Origin of the sequence: Nocardioides seonyuensis, assembly GCF_004683965.1 — a bacterium.
Classification (GTDB): domain Bacteria; phylum Actinomycetota; class Actinomycetes; order Propionibacteriales; family Nocardioidaceae; genus Nocardioides; species Nocardioides seonyuensis.
Map to the genome: position 1 here is coordinate 3685416 of NZ_CP038436.1, position 23538 is coordinate 3708953.

Sequence of the window (23538 nt, forward strand, 5' to 3'; positions counted from 1 at the left end):
CTAGGGCTCCGCTGCCTCCTGCAACGCTCGCCACGTGCGCTCGACGTCGCTCCGAGAAGTGCGCCAGCCGCCGACCGCTATCCGCATCGCCATGCGGCCCTCGACGGTCGTGTGGCTCAGGTAGGCCACCCCCGAGTCGTTGACGGCCTCCATCGCAGCCATGGTCGCTTCGTCGCCGGCCCGGAGCCGGAAGACCACGAGCGAGAGCACGGGTTCGGTGAGCAGCTCGAAGCGGTCGTCGGCGCGCACCAGGTCGGCGGCGTACGACGCCAGCTCGACACCGTCGCGGATGTGCGCGCGCAGCCCGTCGAGGCCGTAGGTGCGCAGGACGGCCCACAGCTTGAGAGCCCGGAAGCGACGGCCCAGCTGGGGGTGCCAGTCGCGGTAGTCCACCACCTCGTCCGAGTCGCTGGCTCGATTGCGGAGGTACTCCGGCAGGATCGACAGGGCGCCGACGAGCGGGGTCCGGTCGCGCACCCACAGCGTGCTGCAGTCGAAGGTGGTCAGGAGCCACTTGTGCGGGTTGGTGACGAACGAGTCGGCCAGTTCCACCCCGGCGAGGTGCTGACGATGCTCTGGGCAGACTGCGGCCACGCCAGCCCAGGCCGCGTCGACGTGGAGCCACGCGCCGTGCTCCCGCGCCACCTCTCCCAGCGCCACGATGTCGTCCATCGCCCCGGTCGAGGTGCTGCCCGCGCAGGCGTGCACCATCAGCGGCCGTAGCCCGGCCGCCACGTCTTGGGCCACGACGTCACGCAGCGCGTCCACGTCCATCGACTGGGTGTGGGGGTCGACCCCCACGAGGCGCACCGCCTCCTCACCGAGCCCCGCCATGATGGCCGCCTTCACCAGCGAGGAGTGGGCCTGCGAGGAGCCGTACACCCGCCACTCCCCTGCGCTCACGCCGGTGATCCGTGCCTCGCCACCACTGGCTCGATGGAGGGCCGCGACGAGCGCGGTGAACGTGGCCGTGGAGGCCGTGTCCTGGATGACCCCACCGCCCGGGCCGTCGGAGAGGAACGTCTCCGGCAGGTCCAGCGCGCGGACCAGCCAGTCGAGCACCACCTGCTCGACCTCTGTGAGTGCCGGGCTGGTCGCCCAGAGCATCCCCTGCGCACCGATCCCGCTGGAGAGGAGGTCACCCAGGATGGCCACGGGCGAGGAGTTGGCCGGGAAGTATGCGAAGAAGCGCGGGTGCTGCCAGTGCGTCAGGCCCGGCACGACGATGGCGTCGAGATCGTCGAGCAGCGCGTCGAACGGCTCACCTGCGTCGGGCGCCGTCGGCGGCAGCGCACGTCGTACGTCACCGGGCTGTGCGGGCGAGCGCACGGGCAGCTCCTCGAGCGAGGCCCAGTAGTCGGCGATCCAGTCGATGGCCGCGTGACCGTGCTGACGGAACTCCTCGGGGGACATGTGCCCTGACATGGCCTGAAGGTACCCCTCCCGGATGGGTGGGAGTACTCAGAGCAGATCGGGTAGCCGGTCGGATCCGGCCGACGCTCCCCACGGCGAGGCTTGTGCCATGAACTCGACCCTCGCCTCCACCGCCAAGAACACCACCGCCTTCGCCGCCCAGGCCGCCATCTCCTTCGGTGCCGCTCTCTTCGCCATGCTGGTCGCCATCTACTTCATGGAGGCGGACCCGTGGATCAAGGGCTTTCTCGCCCTCGGCACGCTCTACCTGACGACGTCGACCTTCACTCTCGCCAAGGTCGTGCGTGACATGCAGGAGGACAGCACGGTCGTCCACCGCCTCGACCAGGCTCGCCTGGACAAGATGCTCGCTCAGCACGACCCCTACAAGTCCGCCTGACCCACGCCACGCAGCACGAAGCCCCTCCCGGCCAGCCGGGAGGGGCTTCGTGCTGTTGATCAGGCGCTCACTTGAGCTCGGCGCTGCTGAGCCCCAGGATCCGACGGGCCACGATGAGCTGCTGGATCTGCTGGGTGCCCTCGAAGATGTCGAGGATCTTGGAGTCGCGCGACCACTTCTCGAGCAGCTCGGTCTCGCTGTAGCCGAGCGTGCCGCACAGCTCGACGCACGACAGCGTCACGTCGGAGCCCATGCGGCCCGCCTTGGCCTTGGCCATGGACGCCTCGGTGGAGTTGGGCTTGCGGTTGTCGGCCATCCACGCCGCCTGGAGGGTGAGCAGGTGCGCAGCCTCCCAGTCGGCCTCGAGCTGGAGGAACCTGGCCGCCGCGGCGCTCTGCAGGGTGGCGGGACGGTCGTAGTCGACGACGACACCAGCTCGCTCGAGAAGGTCGCGAGTCAGGTCGAGGGCCGCCCGAGCGCAGCCGACGGCCATGGCGGCCACCAGGGGGCGGGTGTTGTCGAAGGTCGCCATGGCGCCCGCGAACCCCTGCTTGACGTCGATCTCGGGCGAGCCGAGAAGGTCGGACGCCGGCACCCGGCAGTCGGTGAACGTGATCACCGCGGTGTCGGAGGCGCGGATGCCGAGCTTGTGCTCGAGGCGCTCGACCTTCATGCCGGGGTTGTCGCGGCGGACCACGAACGACTTGATGGCCGCGCGGCCCAGCGACTTGTCGAGGGTCGCCCACACGACGACGCTGTCGGCCCGCTCACCGGAGGTGACGAAGATCTTCTCGCCGTTGAGGACGTACTCGTCGCCGTCGAGGACGGCCGTGGTCTTGATGTTGGCCGAGTCGGAGCCGGTGCCGGGCTCGGTGATGGCCATGGCGGCCCACGTGCCCGCGAACCGCTCGAGCTGCTCGTCGTTGGCCACGGAGGCGATGGCGGAGTTGCCGAGTCCTTGACGCGGCATGGAGAGCAGCAGGCCGGTGTCGCCCCAGCACATCTCCGCGATGGACATGGCCGAGGCCATGTTGGAGCCGTTCTTGACGCCGCCTTCGTCGGCCTTCTCCTCACGTCGCACGCCGGAGGCTCCTGCGCCCTCGGCTGCACCGGAGTCGGACAGCCCGTCGATCATGGCGGCGAGCATGTCGAGCTCCTTGGGGTAGGCATGCTCGGCCTGGTCGTACTTTCGGGAGATCGGGCGCAGCATGTTCATCGCGACCTGGTGGGCCTGGTCGATGAGCACGCGGTGCTTCTTCGGGACTTCAAGGTTGATCATGGTGTGTTCTCCTCGTCGGTGGTGGAGTCGCGAGCGCAGTCAGCGTCGAACTCAGACGAGGACCACTCCTTCCATCACTCCGATGGCACGCAGGTCGCGGTACCACCGCTCGACCGGGTGCTCCTTGACGAATCCGTGGCCGCCGAGCAGCTGGACCCCGTCGAGGCCGATCTGCATGCCCTTGTCGGTGCACAGCTTGCGGGCGAGGGCGACCTCTCGGCTGAAGTCCTTGCCCTGCGCCGCCCGGGAGGCGGCCTTGTAGGTGACCAGGCGCATGGACTGCAGCTCGATGGCGATGTTGGCGACCATGAAGGCCACCGACTGGCGGTGGCTGATCGGCTCGCCGAAGGCCTCACGCTCGTTGACGTACTTCGTCACGTAGTCGAGGACCGCCTGCCCGGTGCCGACCGCCAGGGCGCACCAGGCGAGGCGGGACAGTCGGACGCACTCCGTGTAGGTCGTGCCGTCGAGCTCGCCCAGCAGAGCGTCCGCCGGGACACGGACGTCGCTCAGCGTCAGGCGGCTCAGGCTCGCAGCGCGGACCCCCATGGACGGGTCGGCCTCGACCAGCATCCCCTCCGCGCCGGACTCGAGCAGGAACAGGGCCGGCTTGCCGTCGAGCGAGGCGCCCACGACGAACAGCTCGGCCTGGTGACCACGGGCGACGGCCGACTTCACGCCGTTGAGGACGAAGCCGTCGCCGTCGCGGACCGCCGTCGTCGTCGGCGTGAGCACGTCGAAGAGGACGGCCGGCTCGCTCAGCGCCAGCGCGGCGACCGGCACCTCGTCGCCGGTGAAGGCGGGGAGATAGGTCTCCTGCTGCTGCTGGGTGCCCCACAGGCCGATCGCAGTCGCCACGGCGCCGGAGGAGAGAGTGCCGACCGCGATGCCCATGTCGCCCTGGGCAAGGGCCTCGGCCACGAGGGTCCCGGCCATGGCCGAGCGCTGCTCGGAGATCCCGCCGAGCGACTCGGGGACACCGAGGATCGGGAGCCCGACCTCGATGCTCGCCTTGAGGACGTCGGCAGGTGTCTCGCAGGCGTCGTCGGCGTCTGCCGCAACCGGGCGGACGAGCTCGGCCGCGAGCTCGCTCACGACGTCGACGAGCATCTGCTCGTCCTCGGTGGGAGTGAGGTCGAAGACGCCGCTGGCGCGTTCGGCCGGCACCCGCACCCCGGCTGCTCCCTGCTTGCCCCGCTTGGCGAACGTGCGGCTCGCCGCGGTCGCAGTCTTGAAGCCGTTGCGCGTCGTGGTGAAGACGAGCTGCTCCACCTGCTTGCGCAGACCGAACCGGTCGAGCACCTCGCTCTGGGCGAGACGGCTCAGCCCCGCGACGGCGTAGCCGATGGGGTCGCGGTTCTCCCGGTGCGAGACGCCATGCTTCCCGCCAGGTCGGAAACTCTTGATCAGCAACATGACCTCACTGTAACTTGGAGTTACAACATCCACCACTCATTCGCCCGTGTCGCGTCTCACTACGATCGCGCCATGGCAGCCCCGGACTCCACACCGCACGCTCCGCACGGCCCTCTCCCCGAGGGTGGCACCGTACGCCCGATCACGCGCTGGGGCACCGAAGTCATGCACCGCCCGCAGAAGCCGGTGACGTCGTACGACGCCTCGCTCACCCAGCTCGCCGCCGACATGGTGGCCACGATGCGCGCCGCCGACGGGGTCGGCCTGGCCGCCTGCCAGATCGGTGAGGACGTGGCGATGTTCGTCTTCGACTGCCCCGACGAGTCCGGCGCCCACACCGTGGGCGTCGTGTGCAACCCGGTGCTCACCCTGCCGGAGGGCCGGGAGCGGAAGCTGGACGACGGCGACGAGGGGTGCCTGTCGTTCCCCGGGGCGTTCGTGGAGTGCCCGCGGCCCGACTGGGCGCGGGTGGAGGGCACGGGTCTCGACGGGACTCCCGTGGCGTTCGAGGGTGACGGCCTGCTCGCGCGTTGCCTTCAGCACGAGACCGACCACACGCTCGGCACGGTCTTCGGCGACCGCCTGTCCACCAAGTCACGCAAGCGGCTCACCAAGCAGCACGACAAGGTCGCGGACGACTACCCGCTCACCTGGCCGGCGGCGACGTCACCGACCTGAGGGCCCTCAGCGACGGGCGGCGATGTAGCACGCGACCGCACTGGCCGCCGCGACGTTGAGCGAGTCGATCCCCGCCCTCATCGGGATGATCGCCCTGCGGTCGGCGCTCGCCTCCCACCGGCTCGAGAGGCCGTGGCCCTCGGAGCCGAGGACGAGTGCGAGCCGGTCGACGCCGGAGACGGCGTCCTCGATGGGCACGGCGTCCGGCGCCAGGGTCAGCGCCACGGTCGTGAAGCCGGCAGCGGACAGCGTCGGCAGGGCGTCGTACCACTCGGGCAGGCGCGTCCACGGGGTGGAGAACACCGCGCCCATCCCGACCTTCACCGAGCGGCGGTAGAGAGGGTCGGCACACCGCGGGGCGAGCAGCACTGCGTCGAACCCCAGCGCGGCGCCGCTGCGGAAGATGGCACCGACGTTGGTGTGGTCGACGATGTCCTCCAGGACCAGCACCGACCGCGCGCCGGTGAGGACCTGTTCGACGCTCGGAAGTGCAGCGCGTTCCATGGAGGCGAGCGCGCCGCGGTGGACGTGGAACCCGGTCACCTGCTCGACCAGAGCCTCGGGGAGCACGAAGCAGGGCACGTCGCACTCCTCGAGGACGTCCGAGAGGCCCTTGACCCAGCGCGGAGCCATGAGGAACGAGCGAGGCGCGTAGCCCGCGCCGACCGCCCTGCGCACGACCTTCTCGCCCTCGGCGAGGAAGAGCCCGTGCTCGGCCTCGAGGTGCTTGCGCAGCTCGACGTCACGCAGGTCGCGGTAGTCGCCGAGCCGCGGGTCGTTCGGGTCATCGAGCTCGACGAGCTCAGCCATCGGTCTCCCCGCTGTGCGGGCCCGGGGCGAAGTGGTCGGGGTGAGCGACCGCAACCACGTCGCCGACGACGATGATGGCTGGCGGGCGGACCGCGTGGCGAGCCAGGTCCTCGCCGAGGGAGCCGAGCGACGTCAGCACCGTCCGCTCCGCGGGCATCGTGCCGTCTGCCACGACGGCGACGGGTGTTGCTGCGTCGCGGCCGCCCTCGACGAGGGCATGCGCGATGGCTGCGGCGTTCTCGACCGCCATCAGCAGGACGAGGGTGCCTTGCATGCGGGAGAGGCCCTCCCAGGAGACGAGGGAGTCCGGATGACCGGGAGCAAGATGTCCGGACACCACCGTGAAGTCGTGGGCCACCCCTCGGTGGGTCACCGGGATGCCGGCACGCGCAGGCACGGCGATCGCCGAGGACAGCCCCGGGACGATCGACACGGGCACGCCTGCCTCACGGCACGCCAGGACCTCCTCGAACCCGCGACCGAAGACGAAGTTGTCGCCACCCTTGAAGCGCACGACTCGCTTGCCCTGGCGCGCGCGGTCGACGATGACCTCGTTGATGAAGTCCTGGGAGGCATACCGTCCACGCGGGAGCTTCGCCACGTCGATCAGCTCCACGTCCGGACCGAGGCCGTCCAGCAGCTCGCGGGGCGCGAGCCGGTCGGCGACGACCACGTCGGCGGACGCCAGTGCGTGCCGAGCCGCCACGGTGACCAGGTCAGGGTCGCCGGGGCCACCACCGACCAGGACGACCCCCGGTTGCCGGTCGTGGGCATCCGGCGCGGCCAGGAGGCCCTCGCGCAAGGCCGTGACGATGTCGTCGCGCACGGCGGCGGACCGACGGGGGTCCCGGTTGCCGAGCACGCCCACCGTGAGGCTCCCGTGGTTGCCCACCGCGGGCGTCCACGCCGTACCACCCGTGGCGTCGTCGCTGCGGACGCAGAAGATCCTTCGTGCCTCGGCAGCAGCAGCCACGCGAGCATTGACGACCGGGTCGTCGGTGGCAGCCACGACGTACCAGCAGTCATCGACGTCACTCTCGCGGAACTCCCTCAGCAGCAGGGTCGTCTCCGCCGACATCCCCTCGATGGCGGGCGTCACCTCTGGGCTCACGACCACGACCTGCGCACCAGCAGCAATGAGGGTGGGGATGCGGCGCTGGGCCACGTGTCCGCCACCGACGACCACGACGCGGCGACCCGCCAGCACCAGGCCAGCCAGATAGGGCCCGGGCCCGGTGCCGGAGTCATCGCTCATGCGTCCATTCTCGTGGCACCGACCGTCAGTCGGCCCCGGGTGTTCGGTCCCTGACACTCCGACTGGTCCAGACCGCCTCAGATCTTCGGGGTTCCACCGTCATGCATGGCATTCACAGTCGTTCCTAGAGGTACTTGACCAAATCTTGGGGCTGCCTCCCGAGGATTCGGGGATTCTAGAGACAAAATCTTAGACTTGCTCCAGACTCCTTATAGATCTCATCAAGTGCTTTTGACCGCCGGAGTCGCTCGAAAACCTCACTGGAGTTCGTCCCATGCGCCTACTTCGCGCTTCGCTGACCGTCGCGCTGGCCTGCCTGTTCATGATGGCCTTCACGCCCACGGCAGCCCAGGCCCGCACGTGGGCGGTGCCGAAGACGACCGCCACCAGCGCGCCGACCTCCCTCGAGGAGTTCGAGACCCAGCTCATGGTCGAGATCAACCAGGCGCGCAAGGCGAACGGCCTGCCTCGGATCGCCCGGTTCGACGGGTGCACCGACCGGATGGCAGAGAGCTGGGGGCGCCGCATCGTGCGGACCGGAGCCTTCGAGCACCGCGACCAGCACCAGGTCATCCGTCGCTGCCGCACATCCTGGGCGGGCGAGACCCTCATCCGTGGCGCTGGGCTGTCTCCGCAGTCGATGGTCACCGCCTGGCTCAACTCCCCCGGTCACCGCGTCATCCTGCTGAGCAAGCGCGCCGAGCTCGCGGGCGTCGCCGTGGCCAGCGACGCACAGGGCCGACTGGTCGGCGTCCTGAACGTCGTCCGTACTCGCTGACTCCCGAGCGCTCTGCGTCCTAGGACGCCAGGTCGGAGCAGTCAGTTCTCGAGGCGCCTCAGCACCAGCACCGCGCGGTCGTCGTTGCCGCCACGCACCTTGCGGAGGATGCGGCGCGGCAGGCCCGGGAAGCCGTGGGAGTCCACCGCGAGCATGGCGGTCTGCCGCAGCCACTCGATACCGACGTCGAGATCGGCGTCACGCTTCTCCACGACCCCGTCGGTGTAGAACATCAAGGCCTCGCCCGGGGCGATCTGTCCCCAGCTGGGCTCGTGGTCCACGTCGTCGATGACTCCGAGCGCCATGCCGCGTGCGTTGTCGACGAACCAGCCGCCGGGGTTTCGGCGCCAGTGCAGCGCAGGCGGGTGGCCGGCGCTGGTGATCGCGTAGGTGCCGCTCTGCAGGTCGATCAGGAGGTGCACCGCGGTCGCGAACGACTCCTCGGCATTCTGCCGGATCAGGAACGTGTTGGCGGCCCGCATCAGGTCCGCCGGCGGCATGACTCCCAGGAGTCCGCCCAGGGCGCCGGAGAACTGCAGTGCCTGCGGTCCCACCGACATTCCCTTGCCGCAGACATCGACCAGGACCATCTCCAGGTGACGCCCGTCGGCCACCTCGGCCAGGAAGAAGTCCCCCGCATAGCTCGTGCCGTGAGCGGTGAGGGTGGCGGACTCGGCGACCCATCCGTGCGGCAGCTCAGGCATGACGCCCTGGGCCTGGAGCCGGTCACGCAGCTGTGTCAGCACGGCCTCGCTCAGAGCCACCGGCAGGCCGGACCGCTGCCGGCTCGACTGGAACAACACGAGGATGCTCGCCAAGGCCAGCGTGAGCAGGCTCATGACGACGCGCTGCCCGTCCAGGCCGACCATCTGCGCGGCGTAGGTGGAGCACACCATCACCACCGCGCAGAGCACCAGCAGCGGGCCGAAGCGCAGCGTCATCATCCCCACCAGCAGCCACAGGGACCAGACCGTCAGGGGCACCAGGTCCGTCGTGGACCGCGCGAGGAGCAGGGTGAGTCCGGCGAGCGCCATCAGCAGGAACAGGACGAACAGCTGGCTCCCGCGCGAGCCGGTACGCCAGCCCTCGATGCGTTGCTGGACATGGGCGTTGAGGCGTTGCCGCGATGTCCCGAGGACAGTCGGCACGTGCGAAAGTCTAGTTCGCAATGGACCCTGCCGATGCCATATCGCGGAATCGTGTGCACGTCCTGTGGCGTACCGTCACGCCGGCCGATCCTCGGCTGCCACGATGTGTGCCATGACGCCGACTAGGACCGACGTGCTGGGTGAGCCCTACACGTCGGAGACGATCGTGCTTCCCCCCGACGACGAGGGTCCGGTCGTGGCGACCCTGGTCAGGCTCCCCGCCACCGGAACGCCCGCCCGCGGCGCCGTGCTCCACGTGCACGGCTTCGCCGACTACTTCTTCCACACCGAGTACGCCGAGTGGTGGGCCGCCCGCGGGTACGACTTCTACGCCCTCGACCTTCGCAAGTACGGCCGGTCCCTGCTCGCGCACCAGACGCCGAACTTCGTGACCGACCTGCGTGAGTACTTCGCCGAGCTGGACCTGGCGTGGTGGCGGGTCACCGAGCGCGACGAGCACGACTCCGTGGTGCTGTCAGGACACTCGACCGGAGGGCTGACCGTCGCGCTCTGGGCGAACGAGCGGCGACCCTCCAGCTTGACCGCTACCGTGCTCAACTCGCCCTGGTTCGACCTCAAGGGGCCGGCGTGGCTCCGTGGCTCGGCCGCGCGGGTGACTCTGGCGCGCGTCGGATCCCGCGCGCCGAAGCGGGTGATCCCACGTACGGTGAGCGGCTTCTACGGTCGTTCGCTCCACCATCAGCTCGAGGGCGAGTGGGACTACGACCTGACCTGGAAGCCCGTCGACTCCCGGCCCATCCGGGTGGGCTGGCTCAGCGCCATCCGCCGGGGTCACGCCGAGCTGCACGCCGGCCTGGACCTCGACGGGCCGATCCTGGTGCTGTCCTCGAGTCGCAGCCACGAGCCCACCGAGATGTCGGAGGAGGTCTACTCCACCGACATCGTCCTCGACGTCGAGCACATCCGACGCTGGGCTTCCTCGGTGGGAGCGCACGTCACCTCGATCGCCATCGATGGGGCCATGCACGACGTCGTGCTGTCCCGCCCGGCGGTGAGAGCCGAAGCCTATGAGCGGATCGACGGCTGGCTTCGGGCCTGGGTCGAGACCGAGGCCACGACGGAGTCGACCCCACCTGACGCGTCACGCGAGCAGCACGACGAGGGCGACGGCGCCCACCATCACGATCACCGTCCGTAGCAGCCAGGGAGGCAGTCGGCGGCCGACTCCCGCGCCCAGCTGCCCACCGATGACCGAACCTGCGGCGATGAGGGCCACGACGGTCCAGTCGACGGTGTCGAAGGCGGCCAGCACGAACACCAGCCCCGCCACCCCGTTGCCGAGGGCAGCGAGCACGTTCTTCACCCCGTTGAGCCGCTGGAGCGTGTCGTCCACACCGATCCCGAGGACGGCCATCATCAGCACACCCTGGGCGGCACCGAAGTAGCCGCAGTAGACGCCGACCAGAAGCACAGCCGGCCACACCCAGGGGGCGCCGTTCTCGGGCACGCCGCCGAGGTGGGCGTGCCGCGCGGCCACCCAGGCCGAGAGCCGGGGCTGACAGACCACCAGGACCAGGCCCAGCAGGATCAGCGCCGGCACGATCGCCTCGAACGCACTCGCCGGCAGCACCAGGAGGAGCACCGCACCTGCCAGCGCTCCCAGGAACGTGCCGCTCGCCAGGCGGAGGACGCGCGCGCGTTGGCCCCCCAGCTCGCGCCGGTAGCCCACGGCCCCGGAGACCGATCCCGGCACGAGACCGATCGCGTTGGAGACGTTGGCCGTCACCGGCGGCACGCCGAACGCGAGGAGGGTCGGGAACGTGATGAGCGTCCCCGACCCCACGACGGTGTTGATGGTGCCGGCTGCGATGCCCGCCAGGACGACCAGGCCGGCCTCGAGCAGGCTCACTGCCCGGTGGGGGCCCCCGGGTCGGAGATGCCCGGGTCAGCAGTGCCCGAGTCTGCAGTGCCAGCTTCACCCGGGATCGACTTGCCCGGGTTGGCGGCGTTGCGCGCCTCGGCGATGGCGTCCTCCACGGCCTTGGAGGTCGAGGCGAGCTCGGGGTCCTGCGAGGCGGGGAGCAGCGGTTCCGTGCTGCCCATGTCCACACGGGTGCGCGGAGTGGCGTCCCGCGGGATTCCGGCGACCTCGTGGATCGAGGAGCCCAGGCCCTCGAGGGCCTTGGTGATCTCGGAAGGGATGACCCACACCTTGTTGGCGTCGCCCTCGGCGATCTTGGGCATCATCTGGAGGTACTGGTAGGCGAGCAGCGACTGATCGGGCTGGCCGTCGTGGATCGCCTGGAAGACGGTCTGGATGGCCTGCCCCTCACCCTGGGCGCGCAGGATCTGTGCCTCGCGCTCGGCCTGTGCGCGCAGGATCTGCGACTCGCGGTCACCCTCGGCGTTGAGGATGGCGGACTGCTTGGCCCCCTCAGCGGTCAGGATGGCCGACTGGCGCTGGCCCTCGGCCGTCAGGATCGCCGCACGCTTGTCGCGGTCGGCACGCATCTGCTTCTCCATCGAGTCCTTGATGGAGGGGGGCGGGTCGATGCCCTTCAGCTCGACACGGTTGACGCGGATCCCCCACTTGCCGGTCGCCTCGTCGAGGACGCCCCGCAGCCGGCTGTTGATCGCGTCGCGGCTGGTCAGCGTCTCCTCGAGGTCCATGCCACCGACGATGTTGCGCAGCGTCGTCATCGTCAGCTGCTCGACGGCCTGGATGTAGTTGGCGATCTCGTAGGTCGCGGCGACGGGGTCGGTGACCTGGAAGTAGATGACCGTGTCGATCGAGACGACGAGGTTGTCCTCGGTGATGACCGGCTGTGGGGGGAAGCTCACGACCTGCTCGCGCAGGTCGATCATGTAGCGCACCTTGTCGATGAAGGGCACCAGGATGTTGAGGCCGGCGGGCAGCGAGGTCTTGTACTTCCCGAAGCGCTCCACGATGCCGGCACGGGCCTGCGGCACGATGCGCACCGTCTTGGACAGCAGGACGACGATGAACAGCGCGAAGAGCGCCAGCAGGACGAGCGGTGTCATGGATTCTCCCCCGGGTGGGTGGTGCGGTGGGTGTTCTGAGGTGGTGTGGATCGACGGGTCGAGACTAGGGCTCGAGTCGGGCGACCGGGTGGACGTAGGCGGTCGCGCCCTTGATCTGGAGGATCTCGACCGTCTCGCCGGCCGTGATCGTCAACGTCTCGTCGTAGGGCAGGGCCGACCAGGTCTCGCCCGCGGCCTTGATGCGGCCCGTGGTGAGCGCGGAGATGTCCTCGGTGACGAGCGCCTGGGTGCCGACGAGCTTTCCGTGCCCGAGCGCGAGCTCGGGACCTCCGTGGAGGCGCTTGGCGAACGCGGGACGGACGAGGGCGATCATCGCCACGGAGGCACCCAGGGCCAGCAGCGCCTGGGCGATGAGCGGAAGCCCCAGCAGAGCGGCGAGCATGCCCACCACTGCGCCCGCGGCGAGCATGATCAGGATCAGGTCGAGGCTGAACATCTCGGCGACGCCGAGCACGATGGCGAGCCCCAGCCACGCCTCCCAGAGGTGGTCCCCGATCCAGTCCATGCAACCAGCCTAGTCACCCCGGTGGACCGCACACTCTCCTCGCGTCACAGGGCGCGGTGGGTCGCCCGTCTCCGGGCGGCGAAGCGGCCCTCGGACCGGGTCAGCGTCAGCGGCATCCCGAACGTCGACGAGAGCGACGCCTCGGTGATCACCTCGTCGAGGGGCCCGGAGTCGACGACCACTCCTGCGCGCAGCAGCAGCGCATGGGTGAACCCCGGCGGGATCTCCTCCACGTGGTGCGACACGAGGACCGTCGCCGGTGAGTCGGGGTCGAGGGCGAGCACCGAGAGGGTGGCCACGAGGTCCTCGCGGCCACCGAGGTCGAGACCGGCCGCAGGCTCGTCGAGGAGCAGCATCTCGGGGTCCGTCATCAGCGCTCGCGCGATCTGCACGCGCTTGCGCTCCCCCTCGCTCAGGGTGCCGAAGGTGCGGTCGGCCAGCGAGGTCGCGCCGACCTCGGCGAGCAACCCTGCGGCACGGTCGTGGTCGAGCTCGTCGTAGTGCTCGCGCCACCGCCCCAGGACGCCGTAGGAGGCGGACACGACGACGTCGCGCACCAGCTCGTCACGTGGGATGCGATCGGCGAGGGCCGCGCTGGTGAGCCCGATGCGGGGTCTGAGGTCGAAGACGTCGGTCGTGCCGAGGACGTCCCCCAGGATGCCCGCCACCCCTGCGCTCGGGTGGAGCTGCGCACCGGCGACCTGGAGGAGCGTGGTCTTGCCCGCTCCGTTGGGACCCAGCACGACCCAGCGCTCGTCCTCCTCGACCTCCCAGTCGATCTCGTCGAGCAGGACCGACCGGCCGCGACGCACCGTGACACCGGCGAACTCGATGACGGCGGACATGGTGTTCACCCTATCGACGCCGGCGTCCGGGGTAGCCTCCCACGCCGTGTCCCTCTCGCTCCCCGTCTCGGCCGACCTCGCCTGGTGGCTGACAGCGTGGCTGCGCGGGAACGAGCCGACCGACCACCTGCTGGACGCGTTCGGCGACCGCGGTCACGTGGTCGCCGGCCTGGAGGACGGGGATGGGGGGATGCTCGACCTCCTCCTGCTCCTGCGGCGCAACGGCGACGCGGCGGCGGGGCTGGCGCTGCCACGAGAGGGCGACCCGGTCGGTCTCGCCGGCCCGCGCGAGCTCAACGACGCGGCGCTCGAGGCCGGTGAGGCCGTCATCGTCGGAGCACTGGGGCTGGTCCCCGAGGACGACGGGGAGGTCATCACCTGGCACGCCCATCGCGCCGATCGCCGGCAGCTGGTCGACGTGGGAGAGGCCGACCGTTCCTTGCGGGCAGCGCTGCTGGCAGCGGCGGGCGACCTGGCAGCCCTCGACGTGGCGCGCTGGCGGCCGGAGGTTGCCGACCAGCTGATGAACCTCCACCACACCCCGCGGCTCGACGCGCCCGCCGGCACGCCGGCGCGCTGCGTGGACCTGGCGGCCCGGGGACTCCAGGCCCGCGCGATCGTCGATCTCGCGCTCGAGGACGACGGCGGGGCACTCTCGTCGTACGAGGTGGAGGCACGACGTGGCCTCCTCCAGCCGCTCGAGCAGGCCGGGCGGCGGGCTGTCGTGGCGGCCTGCTCGGCCGAGGTGTGGCCGGGTTAGCTCAGCGCAACGGCACGAACCGGTAGTACCCGTGCTCCGTCACGACGGGACCCGGATCCACCACCCGCAGCATGACGCCGTCGACGGGTATCACCATCACCCCGTGGTCGGCGAGCTGGTCCACCAGCGAGGCGGGGAGGTCGGTGGCCATGGCCGAGACGAGGATGCGGTCGTACGGCGCCCGGCCCGGGTCGCCGTACTCCCCCGGTGTCGCGGCCTCGATGCGCGCCCAGGGTTGCCGCGTCCTCGCGAGGTTGTCGGCGCCGAACCTCACGAGGTCCGGCTCGAGCTCGAGCCCGAGCACGGAGCCGGACCGACCGACCAGGTGCGCCAGGAGCGCAGTGGTCCAACCGGACCCCGAGCCGACATCGAGCACGTGGTGACCTGGCTGGACGTCGAGCAGGCGCAGCATGTCGGCCACCGTCCGGGGCTGCGAGCTGGTCTGCCCGTGACCGATCGCAAGGGGTCCGTCGTAGCCCGCCCTCCGGCGTTCGGCGCGGCGCAGGAACCCCGCTCGGGGGTGCGCCGCCATGGCCTCCGCCACACGATCCGTGGTGTCCATCGTCCCTGGGGTGTACCCACTCGTGTCCCCCGTCACCATCCATCGCCCGAGGTGTGACCAGCCACCGCCGCGTGCGCACGTCCGGGATAGCCTCGCCCCACCATGGACGAGCAGCCCAAGACCCTGCTGGTGACCCTGACCGGCAAGGACCGGCCCGGCGTCACCTCCGCCATGTTCGCCGTCTTCGCCTCGGCCGGTGTCGAGGTGCTCGACATCGAGCAGATCGTCCTGCGACGCCGCCTGGTCCTGGGGATCCTGGTCACCGCGCCGCGCGACTGGAAGCGGCTGCGCGAGGCGGTGGAGCGCACCGCGGCCGAGCTGGGGATGAGCGTCGAGGTCGAGCGCGGCGCCGGCGACAACCGCAGCCGCACCGGGGATCGCTCCCACATCACCCTGCTCGGAAGTCCACTCAAGGCCACGGCCGTCTCGGCGATCGCCGGTCGCATCGCCGACTGCGGCGCCAACATCGACCGGATCGAGCGGATGGCTCGCTATCCGGTGACCGCGCTCGAGCTCAGCGTCTCCGGCGCCGACGCCGACGTGCTCCGCCCCCTGCTCGCGGCAGAGGCGGCCATCCAGGGCATCGACCTGGCGGTGCAACGCGAGTCGCTCCACCGCCGCGGCGTCCGCCTGATCGTGATGGACGTCGACTCCACCCTCATCCAGGGCGAGGTGATCGAGATGCTGGCCGCCCACGCCGGCTGCGAGGGCGAGGTCGCCCGTGTCACCGAGGCCGCCATGCGAGGCGAGCTGGACTTCGAGCAGTCGCTGCGGCAGCGCGTCGCCCTGCTGAAGGGCGTGCCTGCCACCGCCCTCGACGAGGTCTACGACGCCATCATGCTCGCTCCCGGCGCCCGCACGATGGTGCGGACCCTGCGTCGGCTCGGCTACCGCTTCGCCATCGTGTCGGGAGGCTTCACCCAGATCACAGACCGGCTCGCCGCCGAGCTCGGAATCCACTTCGCCCGAGCCAACGAGCTCGAGATCGTCGACGGCCGGCTCACCGGCCAGATCGTCGGCAAGGTCATCGACCGGGCGGGCAAGGCCGAGGCCCTGCGCGAGTTCGCTGCCGAGGTGGGCGTGCCGATCGAGGCCGTCATCGCCGTCGGTGACGGCGCCAACGACCTGGACATGCTCAACGCCGCCGGCCTGGGCATCGCCTACAACGCCAAGCCGCTCGTGCGTGACGCCGCGGACACCGCCGTCAACGTGCCTTACCTCGACACGATCCTCTACCTGCTCGGGATCAGCCGCGAGGAGATCGAGGCCGCCGACGCGGAAGCCGGTTTCGTCACCCCCGCTCCCCCGGTCTGAAAAGACCTGCCCTGTTGCCACAGGCGCGCGTCGTTCCCATCCGGTCCACGGAGACGAGAGGATGCGGTCGTGGCGGTCGAGCCGAGTGACTACTTCGAGCTCAGCATGGGTGAGCTGCGCGAGGTAGCGCGCTTCGCCGTCCAGGGCGCTCAGGAGGTTCTTGGCACCTTCGAGTCCGTGTGTCCCGGCGACCGGCGCCCGAGGGCTGCTGTCGAGGCTGCGTGGGAATTCGCCAACGGTGCTGCGAGGTCCAACCTGCAGCGCGCGAGGGCCGTCGATGCCCACCGTGCCGCCAGGAACGCCCCCACCGAGGCAGCGAAGCACGCCGCGAACGCGGCCGGTGATGCCGCGTCAGCCGCCTATCTCCATCCATTCGCCAAGGCGGACCAGCTCCGCCACATCCTTGGCGCGGATGCGCACGCTGCGTACAGCGAGGAGCTCAGGACCGGTGATCCGGCGCTGGCAGCGCACCGCATCGCCTGCGCCGTCTCGCGGGCGACTCCGCGGCTGGTCGAGGTTCTTCGGCGATACCCACGTGCACCGGCGGGCAGTCGTCGGGTTGGCATCCTGATGAAGTCCCTGGACGATGAGCTCCGAACGGACGAAGCGCTCCCCAGACGAGGCACGCCAGGAGCTGTCTAGAAGGGTCCTGCCTGGAAACCAGCAGTCAGGCTCGCCGGTTGAGGAAGGACGGAGTCCTGTCTCAAAACCACGCCACCTCGGTGGTTGAGGAAGGACGGAGTCCTGTCTCGAAACCCCTGTGGAGTGGGGCTTTCCGAGGCCTCCGACTGTCAGTGGTCTCCTGTTGGATTGAGTCATGTCCTCCACCACCGCCACCACCATGACGCAGCCGGGTTCTGCGGCTGCGGTGCTGGCGGCGGTGAAGGAGCGACGAGCGATCGAGAACAGGGCCGCCGCGGATGTCCTGACCCTGGCTGCCGAGTGGGCTGACCTGCACCCACCTGAGTCCATCCACCACGCCGCCGGGTTCTCGATCCCGGGGTGTGAGCACGAGGAACCCTTCGCCGGTCCGGGCACGCCGCTGGTGGCGGAGTTCTGCTGCGCCGAGCTCGGCGCCGTCCTGGGCGTCTCGTCCACGGCGGCGAAGCGGCTGATCGGCAACGCCCTCGAACTCAGGCACCGCCTCCCCAGGCTCTGGGCGGCCGTCCAGTCCGGTCAGGTGCCGGCGTGGCGGGCCCGGCTGGTGGCAGAGGCCACGGCCCACGCCTCCCCCGCCCTGACCCTCGAAGCCGCCGGCTGGATCGACGCCCAGGTCGCCGCCGTGGCCGGCAAGGTCGGCGCCGCCCAGCTCGACCGGCTTGTCACCGAGGCCATCGCCCGGTTCCAGCTCGACACCACCGACCCCGACGACGAGAGGTCACCGGGCGAGACCCGGCACGTCACCATCGAGAAGGACATCGTCTCCCGGTGCGGCACCATCTCGGTCAACGCCTCCCTCGACCTGATCGACGCTCTCGACCTCGACCACACCCTCGCTCAGCGTGCTGCCGCGTTGAAGGCGCTCGGCTCCACCGAGTCATTGGACGCCCGCCGCGCCACCGCTCTCGGTCACCTCGCCCGCACCCAGACCAGCCTCGACCTCGCCGGCCTCCTCGGCCACGAGTCCTCAGCGGCTGACGACGGCCAGCCACCTTCGGTGGTTGAGGAGGGCCGCCAGGCCCGTCACGAAACCCCGACAACCCCCACCCCGCGGCTCCCCGCCGCCCGTCAGCTCGTCCTCCACATCCACCTCACCGCCGCCGCAGTCGGCGGCGGGATCGTCTTCGATCACCTCGGTCGGATGGAGGAAGGCATGCGACTCACCCTCCTCGACCAGGTCAGGTCCTGGTGCGGTGACTCTCACACCAAGGTCGTCCTCAAGCCAGTCATCGACCTCAACCAGCCGTTGCGAGCCAACGGCTACGCCATCCCCGACCGGATCCGCGAACGCGTCGTTCTCCGGGACCGGACCTGCGTGTTCCCCCACTGCACCCGACCGGCCCGGCGCTGCCAGGTCGACCACATCGAGCCCTACGACCACGACGCCGAAGCAGGGCGTAGACCCCAACCCGGGCCAACCGAGACAGCGAACCTCGCCGCCCTGTGCACCTTCCACCACCGCCTCAAGACCCACACCGGCTGGCGCTACACCATGGTCGAACCAGCGGTCTTCGAGTGGACCAGCCCCCACGGCCACCGCTACCTCCGCGACCACGACGGCACGACGCCACTGGCGTCACCTGGTTTCGAGACAGGACTCCGTCCTTCCTCAACCACCGACGACCTACGACATTGACCGCGCCCCGCACCCCGCCGCTGCAGCATCCGGCGGGGCCATCGGCACGTCGAGGCCATGGAAGCGTGACCACGCCGCTCCGGTCGAGCAAGCGCCGAGATCGAGACGGCCACAGCCGAGCCTGCTACCAGAGGGACCCGTCGACGGCACCAGCGAACCACCATGGTTTCGAGGCTCGCTCCGCTCGCACCTCAACCAACGACGGCCACGGCGGGGACACAGGCATGTGCGAAGGTGGCCTGATGATCGTGGTCGACCCGCCCGCCGTGCCCCGCTACGGGCGGACGTGGTCGCACCTGGCGAGCGACACGTCGTACGACGAGCTCCACGCCTTCGCGGCAAGCCTCGGGATCCCGCCGCGGGGGTTCCACCGCGACCACTACGACCTGCCGTCGGAGTACTACGACGCAGCAGTCGCCGCGGGCGCACTCCCGGTCTCGTCCCGCGAGCTGGTCACGATGCTGGTCAACGCGGGACTGCGTCGCCGCAAGCACCGTCCAGCCGGCTGAGCTCAGCCGCGACGTTTCCCCGCGCCACCGCCTCCCAGTGCTCGCGGGCGTAGGTCGTGTGGAACAGCGCCGGCTTGGCGAGCAGGTCGCGCAGGACAGCGGACCGGCCGGTCCTGAACTCTTCGTCGGGGACATGGTCGTGCTCTCGTCGCACGTCCGCGGCGTACTCCGCATACCGCTCGCGGCCAGCGGCGAGGATCGCCAGGTCGGCGTCGGAGAGCGCACACCCGTTGGCGTCACCGTCGGCCGGTCGGTGGTGCTCGGTGAGGCGGACCAGACGACTCACCTCGGCAGCGCAGGGGACCCCCGAGAGTGCGGAGTCGGCCCACTGTGCAGAGCGTTCCTCGTCGCCGGGCGCACCGTCGTAGACGGCGTCGTGGAACCACGCGGCCAGGCGGACCGGTACGTCGTCAAACTCCTCACCGCCCTTGCGCAGCTCGTCGAGGCGGTCCAGGACCTCGGCCAGGTGGCGGCCGTCGTGGTACCCACGCCCGGTGGAGTACGCCGCCACCAGCGCGTCGCGGGTGTCGGCGAGCTCGTCGCCGAGCGGCCAGCGAGCCACGAGATTGCTCATCCACCCATCGTGACAGGCTCAGGGCCATGGACCCGGACGTTCTACAGGCATCGGCTCGTCAGATGGGCTTCCAGGCATGGGACGGCCAGGACGAGCTGACCGGAGGACGGAGCCAGACGGTCGTCGTGTGGAAGCGTGACCAGCACTTCGTCCTCAAGGCCTACGACCCGGCCGGGCCCTCCGCAGGCGCACGCGAACAGTCGGCGCTGCACGCCCTGGACGGTGCCAGCGGGACACCGCGCAGCCTGGCCGAAGGGGTCGATCCGTCGTGGGTGCTGATGTCCCGGCTCGCCGGCACGGGGAGCCTGGCGGACGCGTTGCTGGGCTCGGACCCGGAGGCGGCGCGCGGTGCGCTCTTGTCCTGGGCGGAGGCGCTGGCGCGCCTGCACGAGGCAGGCACTCCACAGGTCCGCGCGGCGTTCCGGACCGCCCTCGAGGGACGAGCACCGCACCTGGACGCTCGGTCCCTCCCCAAGGACTTCACGGACGCGGCGGCGAAGCTCCCTCGCCTCCTGGACGAGCTGTCGCTCCCTGGCCACGAGGCGGCCCTTAGTGTCCTCCAAGACCTGCCGGCACGCCTCGCCGGCGAGGAGTGGGAGGTCCTCAGCCCAGCCGACGCCTGCCCCGACAACAACCTCCTCGATGCCGACGGGATGCGCCTGCTCGACTTCGAGTTCGCAGAGCTGCGGCATGCCGCGTGGGACGTGGCCTACCTCCGCGTTCCGTGGCCGAGCTGCTGGTGCGCCTGGCGGCTGCCGGATGACGTGGCGGACGAAGCGGTGGCGCGCTACTGCTCGGTCCGCGGGGCGGCAGCGCAGGAATCCGACTTCCAGGAGGCTATCGACCTGGCGACCATGGGCTGGCAGGTCATGACGTCGGCGCACTTCATCCCTGGGGCACTGACCGACGACGACAACGCCCGGACCGACCGTCCGAGCCGCCGCGCCTTCGTCCTGCACCGCCTCGGCCAAGCCGCGTGCACGAGCCCGTCGAACGCATTGACGACATTGGCAGGTGACCTGCACGGCGCGCTGCGTGAGCGCTGGGGAGACCTGCGGCTCGACCAGGCGCCGTCCTTCCGGCTCTGACTCAGGCTCCGGTGGCTGGGGGGTGAGACGTCATCTCGCCCACAGCGACGCACCCACCGATCTCCTCGTCCTGCACGACGTGCGCGTCAAGCCCTGCGGAGGACATGGCACCGGTCGTGAGCAGCCCCTGCGCGGGGCTGGTCTCGATGAGCAGCACTCCCCCCGGCGCGAGCCACTCCCTCGCCCCTGCAGCGATTCGGCGGTGCAGGTCGACGCCGTCCGGCCCGCCGTCCAACGTGACGGTGGGCTCGTGGTCACGGGCCTCCGGCGGCATCAGGGCGATGGCGTCGGTGGGGACGTACGGCGCGTTGGCCGCCAGCACGTCGACACGTCCCCGCAGCGACGCCGGGAGGGCGTCGTACAGGTCGCCCTGGTGGAGCTCGGCGTGCGGAGCGTTGAGTCGCGCACACTCGAGCGCCACGGCACTCAGGTCGCTCGCGTGGACCTCCCCCGCGTCCACCGTCGCCGCGACCGGAGCGACACCACAGCACAGCTCGACGAGCACGGCTGACCCACTCGCACGGGCCCTGGCGAGCTCGACGAGCAGCTGGGTACGACGACGGGGCACGAACACGCCCTGCGCCACGACGAGCCGACGACCGGCGAACGCAACCCAGCCGAGGATCGTCTCCAGGGGCTCCCCAGCGATGCGACGGCGCAGGCGCGTCTCCACCTCGGTGTCGTCGGTGGACGAGTCGAGGATGAGCCGCGCCTCGTCCTCGGCGAAGACACATCCGGCAGCTCGGAGCCGAGCAGCGGCTTCGAGGAGGTTCAGGACTGTCCTACGTGGAAGGCGACCACGGTGGCCGACGACTCGGCGAGCCCTTCCCACTCCCCCGAGAAGGAGAACAGCGTGGCCGCCCCCGGCGGGTAGCCCATGCTCACGAGCCGGGTGATCGCGTCGTCGTCGCCGGTCCCGTCGTCGAGGAGCTCGGCCAGGTAGGCGACGGTCGGGTTGTGGCCCACCACCACCAGGGTGGCGACGTCGGAGGGGACCTCCCGGATCAGGTCGAGGGCACTCTCCGGTCCCGCGGCGTACATCGCGGCGCTGGCCCGGGGCTCGACGTCCCACCCGGCCGCCAGCGCAGCCTCACGCCACGTGGCCAGGGTGCGGACGGCGTCGGAGGCCAGCACGAGGTCTGGCACCGAGACCTGCTCGGCCAGCCAACGGCCGGCCTCGGCCGCAGACGCCCTGCCCTGTGGTGTCAGGTCACGCGCGTGGTCGCTGGCCGCAGCGTTCTCCGCCTTCGCATGTCGCATCAGCACGAGCGTGCGCGCCCGCACCGCCCCAGTCTCCTGCATCCGCACAGCCTCCCAGCCGGACGGCCCGTCTGTCATGTCGGGTTGAAGACGGACTTGCGATGATCACAGTCCCATGGCATGGAAGCCGCCGTCGACGTGCACGATCTCGCCGGTGGTAGCCGGGAAGAAGTCGCTGAGCAGCGCACACACCGCGCGCGCCGTCGGCTCGTGGTCGCTCTCGTCCCACCCGAGCGGGGCTCGGTCCTTCCAGGCCGACTCGAGGTCCTCGAAGCCGGGGATCGCCTTGGCGGCGAGCGTCTTCAGAGGTCCGGCGGACACCAGGTTGCACCGGATCCCCTCCGACCCGAGGTCGCGCGCGACGTAGCGCGAGGTGTTCTCGAGCGCCGCCTTCGCCACACCCATCCAGTCGTAGGCGGGCCAGGCTGTCGTGGCGTCGAAGGTGAGCCCCACGATCGACCCGCCGCGGCCCAGGAGCGGACGGGTGGCCACGGCGAGGGACTTCAACGAGAAGGCCGAGACCTGCACGGCCTGCGCCACGTCCTCCCAGGGGCCATCCAGGAACTTGCCCCCCAGGAGCGTCTCGGGGTTGCCGTAGGCGATCGAGTGGACCACCCCATCGAGACCGTCGACGTGCTCGCGCACCTGGTCGGCCAGGCCGGCCAGGTGTCCGTCGTCGGTCACGTCGAGCTCGAGCACGGGCGGCTCGACGGGTAGCCGCCTCGCGATCCGTCTGGTGATGCCGAGTGCTCGGCCGAAGTTGGAGATCAGGACCGTGGCGCCCTGCTCCTGGGCGACCTTCGCCGTGGCGAAGCCGATGGAGGACTCCATCGTCACGCCGGCGACGAGGATGCGCTTGCCCTCGAGAATTCCCATCGTCAGTGCCCCATTCCGAGTCCGCCGTCGACCGGGATGACAGCCCCGGTGACGTATGCCGCGCCGTCGGACGCGAGCCACACGACGGCCGAGGCGACCTCGGCCGGACTTGCGTAGCGTCCCAACGGCACCTGCGCCTTGATCGTCTGCTTCTGCTCGTCGGTGAGAACGTCGGTCATGTCGGTCTCGACGAAGCCGGGCGACACGACGTTGGCCGTGATCGACCGGCTCCCGAGCTCGCGGGCCAAGGACCTGGCCAGCCCCACGAGACCGGCCTTGGACGCGGCGTAGTTGACCTGGCCGGCGGACCCGAGCAGGCCCACGACGGAGGAGATGAGGATGATCCGCCCACGCTTGAGCCTGAGCATCCCCTTCGCCGCTCGCTTGGCCAGCCGGAACGAGCCGGTGAGGTTGGTGTCGATGACGGTGTCCCAGGCCTCCTGGGACATGCGCAGGATCAGGGTGTCGTGCGTGACGCCGGCATTGGCGACGAGGATCTCGACCGGCCCGTGGGCCGCCTCGACCTGCGCGAAGGCGGACTCGACGGCGTCGGCGTCGGTAATGTCGCAGCGGACGTCGAGGGCTCCCTCGGGAGCGCCGCCGCTGCGCGTCGTCACCGCGACGTCGTCGCCGAGCGCGACGAACGCCTCGGCGATGGCTCGGCCGATGCCGCGGTTGCCACCGGTGACCAGGACTGAACGAGGAGTGTGACCCACCCCGCCGACGCTAGTGATTACTCCGGGGTACG

The 23538-nt window shown here is 70.4% G+C and carries 26 protein-coding genes; 10 read left to right on the forward strand and 16 right to left on the reverse strand.

Annotated features, from left to right (window positions below; all coding sequences use genetic code 11):
- On the reverse strand, positions 1-1425 hold the full coding sequence (locus EXE58_RS17855; RefSeq protein ID WP_208544072.1) for a pyridoxal phosphate-dependent decarboxylase family protein: 1425 nt from the start codon (positions 1423-1425) through the stop codon (positions 1-3).
- Between the two features lie 97 nt (positions 1426-1522).
- Here EXE58_RS17855 and EXE58_RS17860 point away from each other — a divergent pair, with 97 nt between their 5' ends.
- Positions 1523-1813, forward strand: a complete 291-nt coding sequence (locus tag EXE58_RS17860) for a YiaA/YiaB family inner membrane protein (RefSeq protein WP_135269094.1) — start codon at positions 1523-1525, stop codon at positions 1811-1813.
- 67 nt (positions 1814-1880) lie between these two features.
- Here the strand turns inward: EXE58_RS17860 and EXE58_RS17865 are convergent, their stop codons facing one another.
- Both EXE58_RS17865 and EXE58_RS17870 read right to left on the reverse strand, forming a co-directional pair.
- Positions 1881-3092, reverse strand: a complete 1212-nt coding sequence (locus tag EXE58_RS17865) for an acyl-CoA dehydrogenase family protein (protein WP_135269095.1) — start codon at positions 3090-3092, stop codon at positions 1881-1883.
- Between the two features lie 51 nt (positions 3093-3143).
- A complete protein-coding gene (locus tag EXE58_RS17870; protein WP_135269096.1) occupies positions 3144-4508 on the reverse strand; it encodes an acyl-CoA dehydrogenase family protein in 1365 nt (454 codons plus the stop codon).
- Between the two features lie 72 nt (positions 4509-4580).
- On the opposite strand from EXE58_RS17870, the gene def reads away from it, so the two are divergent.
- On the forward strand, positions 4581-5186 hold the full coding sequence (def, locus tag EXE58_RS17875) for a peptide deformylase (protein ID WP_135269097.1): 606 nt from the start codon (positions 4581-4583) through the stop codon (positions 5184-5186).
- Positions 5187-5192: 6 nt separating this feature from the next.
- Here the strand turns inward: def and EXE58_RS17880 are convergent, their stop codons facing one another.
- Both EXE58_RS17880 and cobA read right to left on the reverse strand, forming a co-directional pair.
- On the reverse strand, positions 5193-5996 hold the full coding sequence (locus EXE58_RS17880) for a TrmH family RNA methyltransferase (RefSeq protein WP_135269098.1): 804 nt from the start codon (positions 5994-5996) through the stop codon (positions 5193-5195).
- Positions 5989-7251, reverse strand: coding sequence for a uroporphyrinogen-III C-methyltransferase (gene cobA, locus EXE58_RS17885; RefSeq protein ID WP_135269099.1), 1263 nt, complete (start codon positions 7249-7251; stop codon positions 5989-5991). Before cobA ends, EXE58_RS17880 begins: the two co-directional genes overlap by 8 nt.
- Positions 7252-7525: 274 nt before the next feature.
- On the opposite strand from cobA, the gene EXE58_RS17890 reads away from it, so the two are divergent.
- The gene (locus EXE58_RS17890; RefSeq protein ID WP_135269100.1) at positions 7526-8029 is read left to right on the forward strand and encodes a CAP domain-containing protein; all 504 of its coding nucleotides are present in this window, start codon (positions 7526-7528) and stop codon (positions 8027-8029) included.
- Positions 8030-8070: 41 nt separating this feature from the next.
- On the opposite strand, the gene EXE58_RS17895 is transcribed toward EXE58_RS17890, so the two are convergent.
- The gene (locus EXE58_RS17895; protein ID WP_135269101.1) at positions 8071-9177 is read right to left on the reverse strand and encodes a PP2C family protein-serine/threonine phosphatase; all 1107 of its coding nucleotides are present in this window, start codon (positions 9175-9177) and stop codon (positions 8071-8073) included.
- Positions 9178-9289: 112 nt separating this feature from the next.
- Here EXE58_RS17895 and EXE58_RS17900 point away from each other — a divergent pair, with 112 nt between their 5' ends.
- Positions 9290-10336: an alpha/beta hydrolase gene (locus EXE58_RS17900; protein WP_135269102.1), complete on the forward strand. Its 1047-nt coding sequence runs from the start codon at positions 9290-9292 to the stop codon at positions 10334-10336.
- Here EXE58_RS17900 and EXE58_RS17905 read toward each other — a convergent pair.
- From EXE58_RS17905 to EXE58_RS17920, 4 genes are all read right to left on the reverse strand, one after another.
- Positions 10280-11047 (reverse strand): sulfite exporter TauE/SafE family protein, encoded by a 768-nt coding sequence (locus EXE58_RS17905; protein WP_135269103.1) that lies wholly within the window; start codon positions 11045-11047, stop codon positions 10280-10282. The genes EXE58_RS17900 and EXE58_RS17905 overlap by 57 nt on opposite strands.
- Positions 11044-12180 carry an SPFH domain-containing protein gene (locus EXE58_RS17910; protein ID WP_135269104.1) on the reverse strand — a complete coding sequence of 379 codons (1137 nt, stop codon included), beginning with the start codon at positions 12178-12180 and terminating at the stop codon, positions 11044-11046. Before EXE58_RS17910 ends, EXE58_RS17905 begins: the two co-directional genes overlap by 4 nt.
- Before the next feature lie 64 nt (positions 12181-12244).
- Positions 12245-12706, reverse strand: coding sequence for an NfeD family protein (locus EXE58_RS17915; RefSeq protein WP_135269105.1), 462 nt, complete (start codon positions 12704-12706; stop codon positions 12245-12247).
- A 44-nt stretch (positions 12707-12750) separates the two neighbouring features.
- Entirely contained in the window at positions 12751-13551 is an 801-nt protein-coding gene (locus EXE58_RS17920; RefSeq protein ID WP_135269106.1) for an ABC transporter ATP-binding protein, read from the reverse strand.
- A gap of 46 nt (positions 13552-13597) precedes the next feature.
- Here EXE58_RS17920 and EXE58_RS17925 point away from each other — a divergent pair, with 46 nt between their 5' ends.
- Positions 13598-14311, forward strand: a complete 714-nt coding sequence (locus EXE58_RS17925) for a hypothetical protein (protein ID WP_135269107.1) — start codon at positions 13598-13600, stop codon at positions 14309-14311.
- Between the two features lies 1 nt (position 14312).
- Here EXE58_RS17925 and EXE58_RS17930 read toward each other — a convergent pair whose 3' ends face one another.
- On the reverse strand, positions 14313-14873 hold the full coding sequence (locus EXE58_RS17930; protein WP_135269108.1) for a protein-L-isoaspartate O-methyltransferase family protein: 561 nt from the start codon (positions 14871-14873) through the stop codon (positions 14313-14315).
- Between the two features lie 102 nt (positions 14874-14975).
- Between EXE58_RS17930 and serB the strand changes: the two genes are divergently transcribed.
- From serB to EXE58_RS17950, 4 genes are all read left to right on the forward strand, one after another.
- Positions 14976-16187, forward strand: a complete 1212-nt coding sequence (gene serB, locus EXE58_RS17935; RefSeq protein WP_135269109.1) for a phosphoserine phosphatase SerB — start codon at positions 14976-14978, stop codon at positions 16185-16187.
- 69 nt (positions 16188-16256) lie between these two features.
- A complete protein-coding gene (locus EXE58_RS17940) occupies positions 16257-16829 on the forward strand; it encodes a putative immunity protein (protein WP_135269110.1) in 573 nt (190 codons plus the stop codon).
- A 175-nt stretch (positions 16830-17004) separates the two neighbouring features.
- Entirely contained in the window at positions 17005-18483 is a 1479-nt protein-coding gene (locus tag EXE58_RS17945; protein WP_135269111.1) for an HNH endonuclease signature motif containing protein, read from the forward strand.
- Between the two features lie 242 nt (positions 18484-18725).
- Entirely contained in the window at positions 18726-18992 is a 267-nt protein-coding gene (locus EXE58_RS17950; RefSeq protein ID WP_135269112.1) for a DUF4031 domain-containing protein, read from the forward strand.
- On the opposite strand, the gene EXE58_RS17955 is transcribed toward EXE58_RS17950, so the two are convergent.
- A complete protein-coding gene (locus EXE58_RS17955; RefSeq protein ID WP_244242305.1) occupies positions 18949-19566 on the reverse strand; it encodes an HD domain-containing protein in 618 nt (205 codons plus the stop codon). The genes EXE58_RS17950 and EXE58_RS17955 overlap by 44 nt on opposite strands.
- A gap of 26 nt (positions 19567-19592) precedes the next feature.
- Between EXE58_RS17955 and EXE58_RS17960 the strand changes: the two genes are divergently transcribed.
- Positions 19593-20654 (forward strand): phosphotransferase family protein, encoded by a 1062-nt coding sequence (locus tag EXE58_RS17960; protein WP_135269113.1) that lies wholly within the window; start codon positions 19593-19595, stop codon positions 20652-20654.
- A gap of 1 nt (position 20655) precedes the next feature.
- On the opposite strand, the gene EXE58_RS17965 is transcribed toward EXE58_RS17960, so the two are convergent.
- The 4 genes from EXE58_RS17965 to EXE58_RS17980 form a co-directional block, all read right to left on the reverse strand.
- Complete coding sequence (locus tag EXE58_RS17965) at positions 20656-21486, reverse strand: putative protein N(5)-glutamine methyltransferase (protein WP_244242306.1); 831 nt, start codon at positions 21484-21486, stop codon at positions 20656-20658.
- Positions 21426-21956, reverse strand: a complete 531-nt coding sequence (locus EXE58_RS17970; protein ID WP_135269114.1) for a SixA phosphatase family protein — start codon at positions 21954-21956, stop codon at positions 21426-21428. Before EXE58_RS17970 ends, EXE58_RS17965 begins: the two co-directional genes overlap by 61 nt.
- Positions 21957-22019: 63 nt before the next feature.
- Positions 22020-22790 carry an enoyl-ACP reductase FabI gene (fabI, locus tag EXE58_RS17975; protein WP_135269115.1) on the reverse strand — a complete coding sequence of 257 codons (771 nt, stop codon included), beginning with the start codon at positions 22788-22790 and terminating at the stop codon, positions 22020-22022.
- 2 nt (positions 22791-22792) lie between these two features.
- Positions 22793-23506 (reverse strand): beta-ketoacyl-ACP reductase, encoded by a 714-nt coding sequence (locus EXE58_RS17980; protein WP_135269116.1) that lies wholly within the window; start codon positions 23504-23506, stop codon positions 22793-22795.
- Between the last annotated feature and the right edge of the window lie 32 nt (positions 23507-23538).

Bases quoted from the DNA above. Each gene is read 5' to 3' on its own strand.
- EXE58_RS17855 (WP_208544072.1), bottom strand. From the start codon at position 1,425: ATGTCAGGGCACATGTCCCCCGAGGAGTTCCGTCAGCACGGTCACGCG.
- EXE58_RS17860 (WP_135269094.1), top strand. From the start codon at position 1,523: ATGAACTCGACCCTCGCCTCCACCGCCAAGAACACCACCGCCTTCGCC.
- EXE58_RS17865 (WP_135269095.1), bottom strand. From the start codon at position 3,092: ATGATCAACCTTGAAGTCCCGAAGAAGCACCGCGTGCTCATCGACCAG.
- EXE58_RS17870 (WP_135269096.1), bottom strand. From the start codon at position 4,508: ATGTTGCTGATCAAGAGTTTCCGACCTGGCGGGAAGCATGGCGTCTCG.
- def (WP_135269097.1), top strand. From the start codon at position 4,581: ATGGCAGCCCCGGACTCCACACCGCACGCTCCGCACGGCCCTCTCCCC.
- EXE58_RS17880 (WP_135269098.1), bottom strand. From the start codon at position 5,996: ATGGCTGAGCTCGTCGAGCTCGATGACCCGAACGACCCGCGGCTCGGC.
- cobA (WP_135269099.1), bottom strand. From the start codon at position 7,251: ATGAGCGATGACTCCGGCACCGGGCCCGGGCCCTATCTGGCTGGCCTG.
- EXE58_RS17890 (WP_135269100.1), top strand. From the start codon at position 7,526: ATGCGCCTACTTCGCGCTTCGCTGACCGTCGCGCTGGCCTGCCTGTTC.
- EXE58_RS17900 (WP_135269102.1), top strand. From the start codon at position 9,290: ATGACGCCGACTAGGACCGACGTGCTGGGTGAGCCCTACACGTCGGAG.
- EXE58_RS17910 (WP_135269104.1), bottom strand. From the start codon at position 12,180: ATGACACCGCTCGTCCTGCTGGCGCTCTTCGCGCTGTTCATCGTCGTC.
- EXE58_RS17915 (WP_135269105.1), bottom strand. From the start codon at position 12,706: ATGGACTGGATCGGGGACCACCTCTGGGAGGCGTGGCTGGGGCTCGCC.
- EXE58_RS17920 (WP_135269106.1), bottom strand. From the start codon at position 13,551: ATGTCCGCCGTCATCGAGTTCGCCGGTGTCACGGTGCGTCGCGGCCGG.
- EXE58_RS17930 (WP_135269108.1), bottom strand. From the start codon at position 14,873: ATGGACACCACGGATCGTGTGGCGGAGGCCATGGCGGCGCACCCCCGA.
- serB (WP_135269109.1), top strand. From the start codon at position 14,976: ATGGACGAGCAGCCCAAGACCCTGCTGGTGACCCTGACCGGCAAGGAC.
- EXE58_RS17945 (WP_135269111.1), top strand. From the start codon at position 17,005: ATGTCCTCCACCACCGCCACCACCATGACGCAGCCGGGTTCTGCGGCT.
- EXE58_RS17950 (WP_135269112.1), top strand. From the start codon at position 18,726: ATGATCGTGGTCGACCCGCCCGCCGTGCCCCGCTACGGGCGGACGTGG.
- EXE58_RS17955 (WP_244242305.1), bottom strand. From the start codon at position 19,566: ATGAGCAATCTCGTGGCTCGCTGGCCGCTCGGCGACGAGCTCGCCGAC.
- EXE58_RS17960 (WP_135269113.1), top strand. From the start codon at position 19,593: ATGGACCCGGACGTTCTACAGGCATCGGCTCGTCAGATGGGCTTCCAG.
- EXE58_RS17970 (WP_135269114.1), bottom strand. From the start codon at position 21,956: ATGCAGGAGACTGGGGCGGTGCGGGCGCGCACGCTCGTGCTGATGCGA.
- fabI (WP_135269115.1), bottom strand. From the start codon at position 22,790: ATGGGAATTCTCGAGGGCAAGCGCATCCTCGTCGCCGGCGTGACGATG.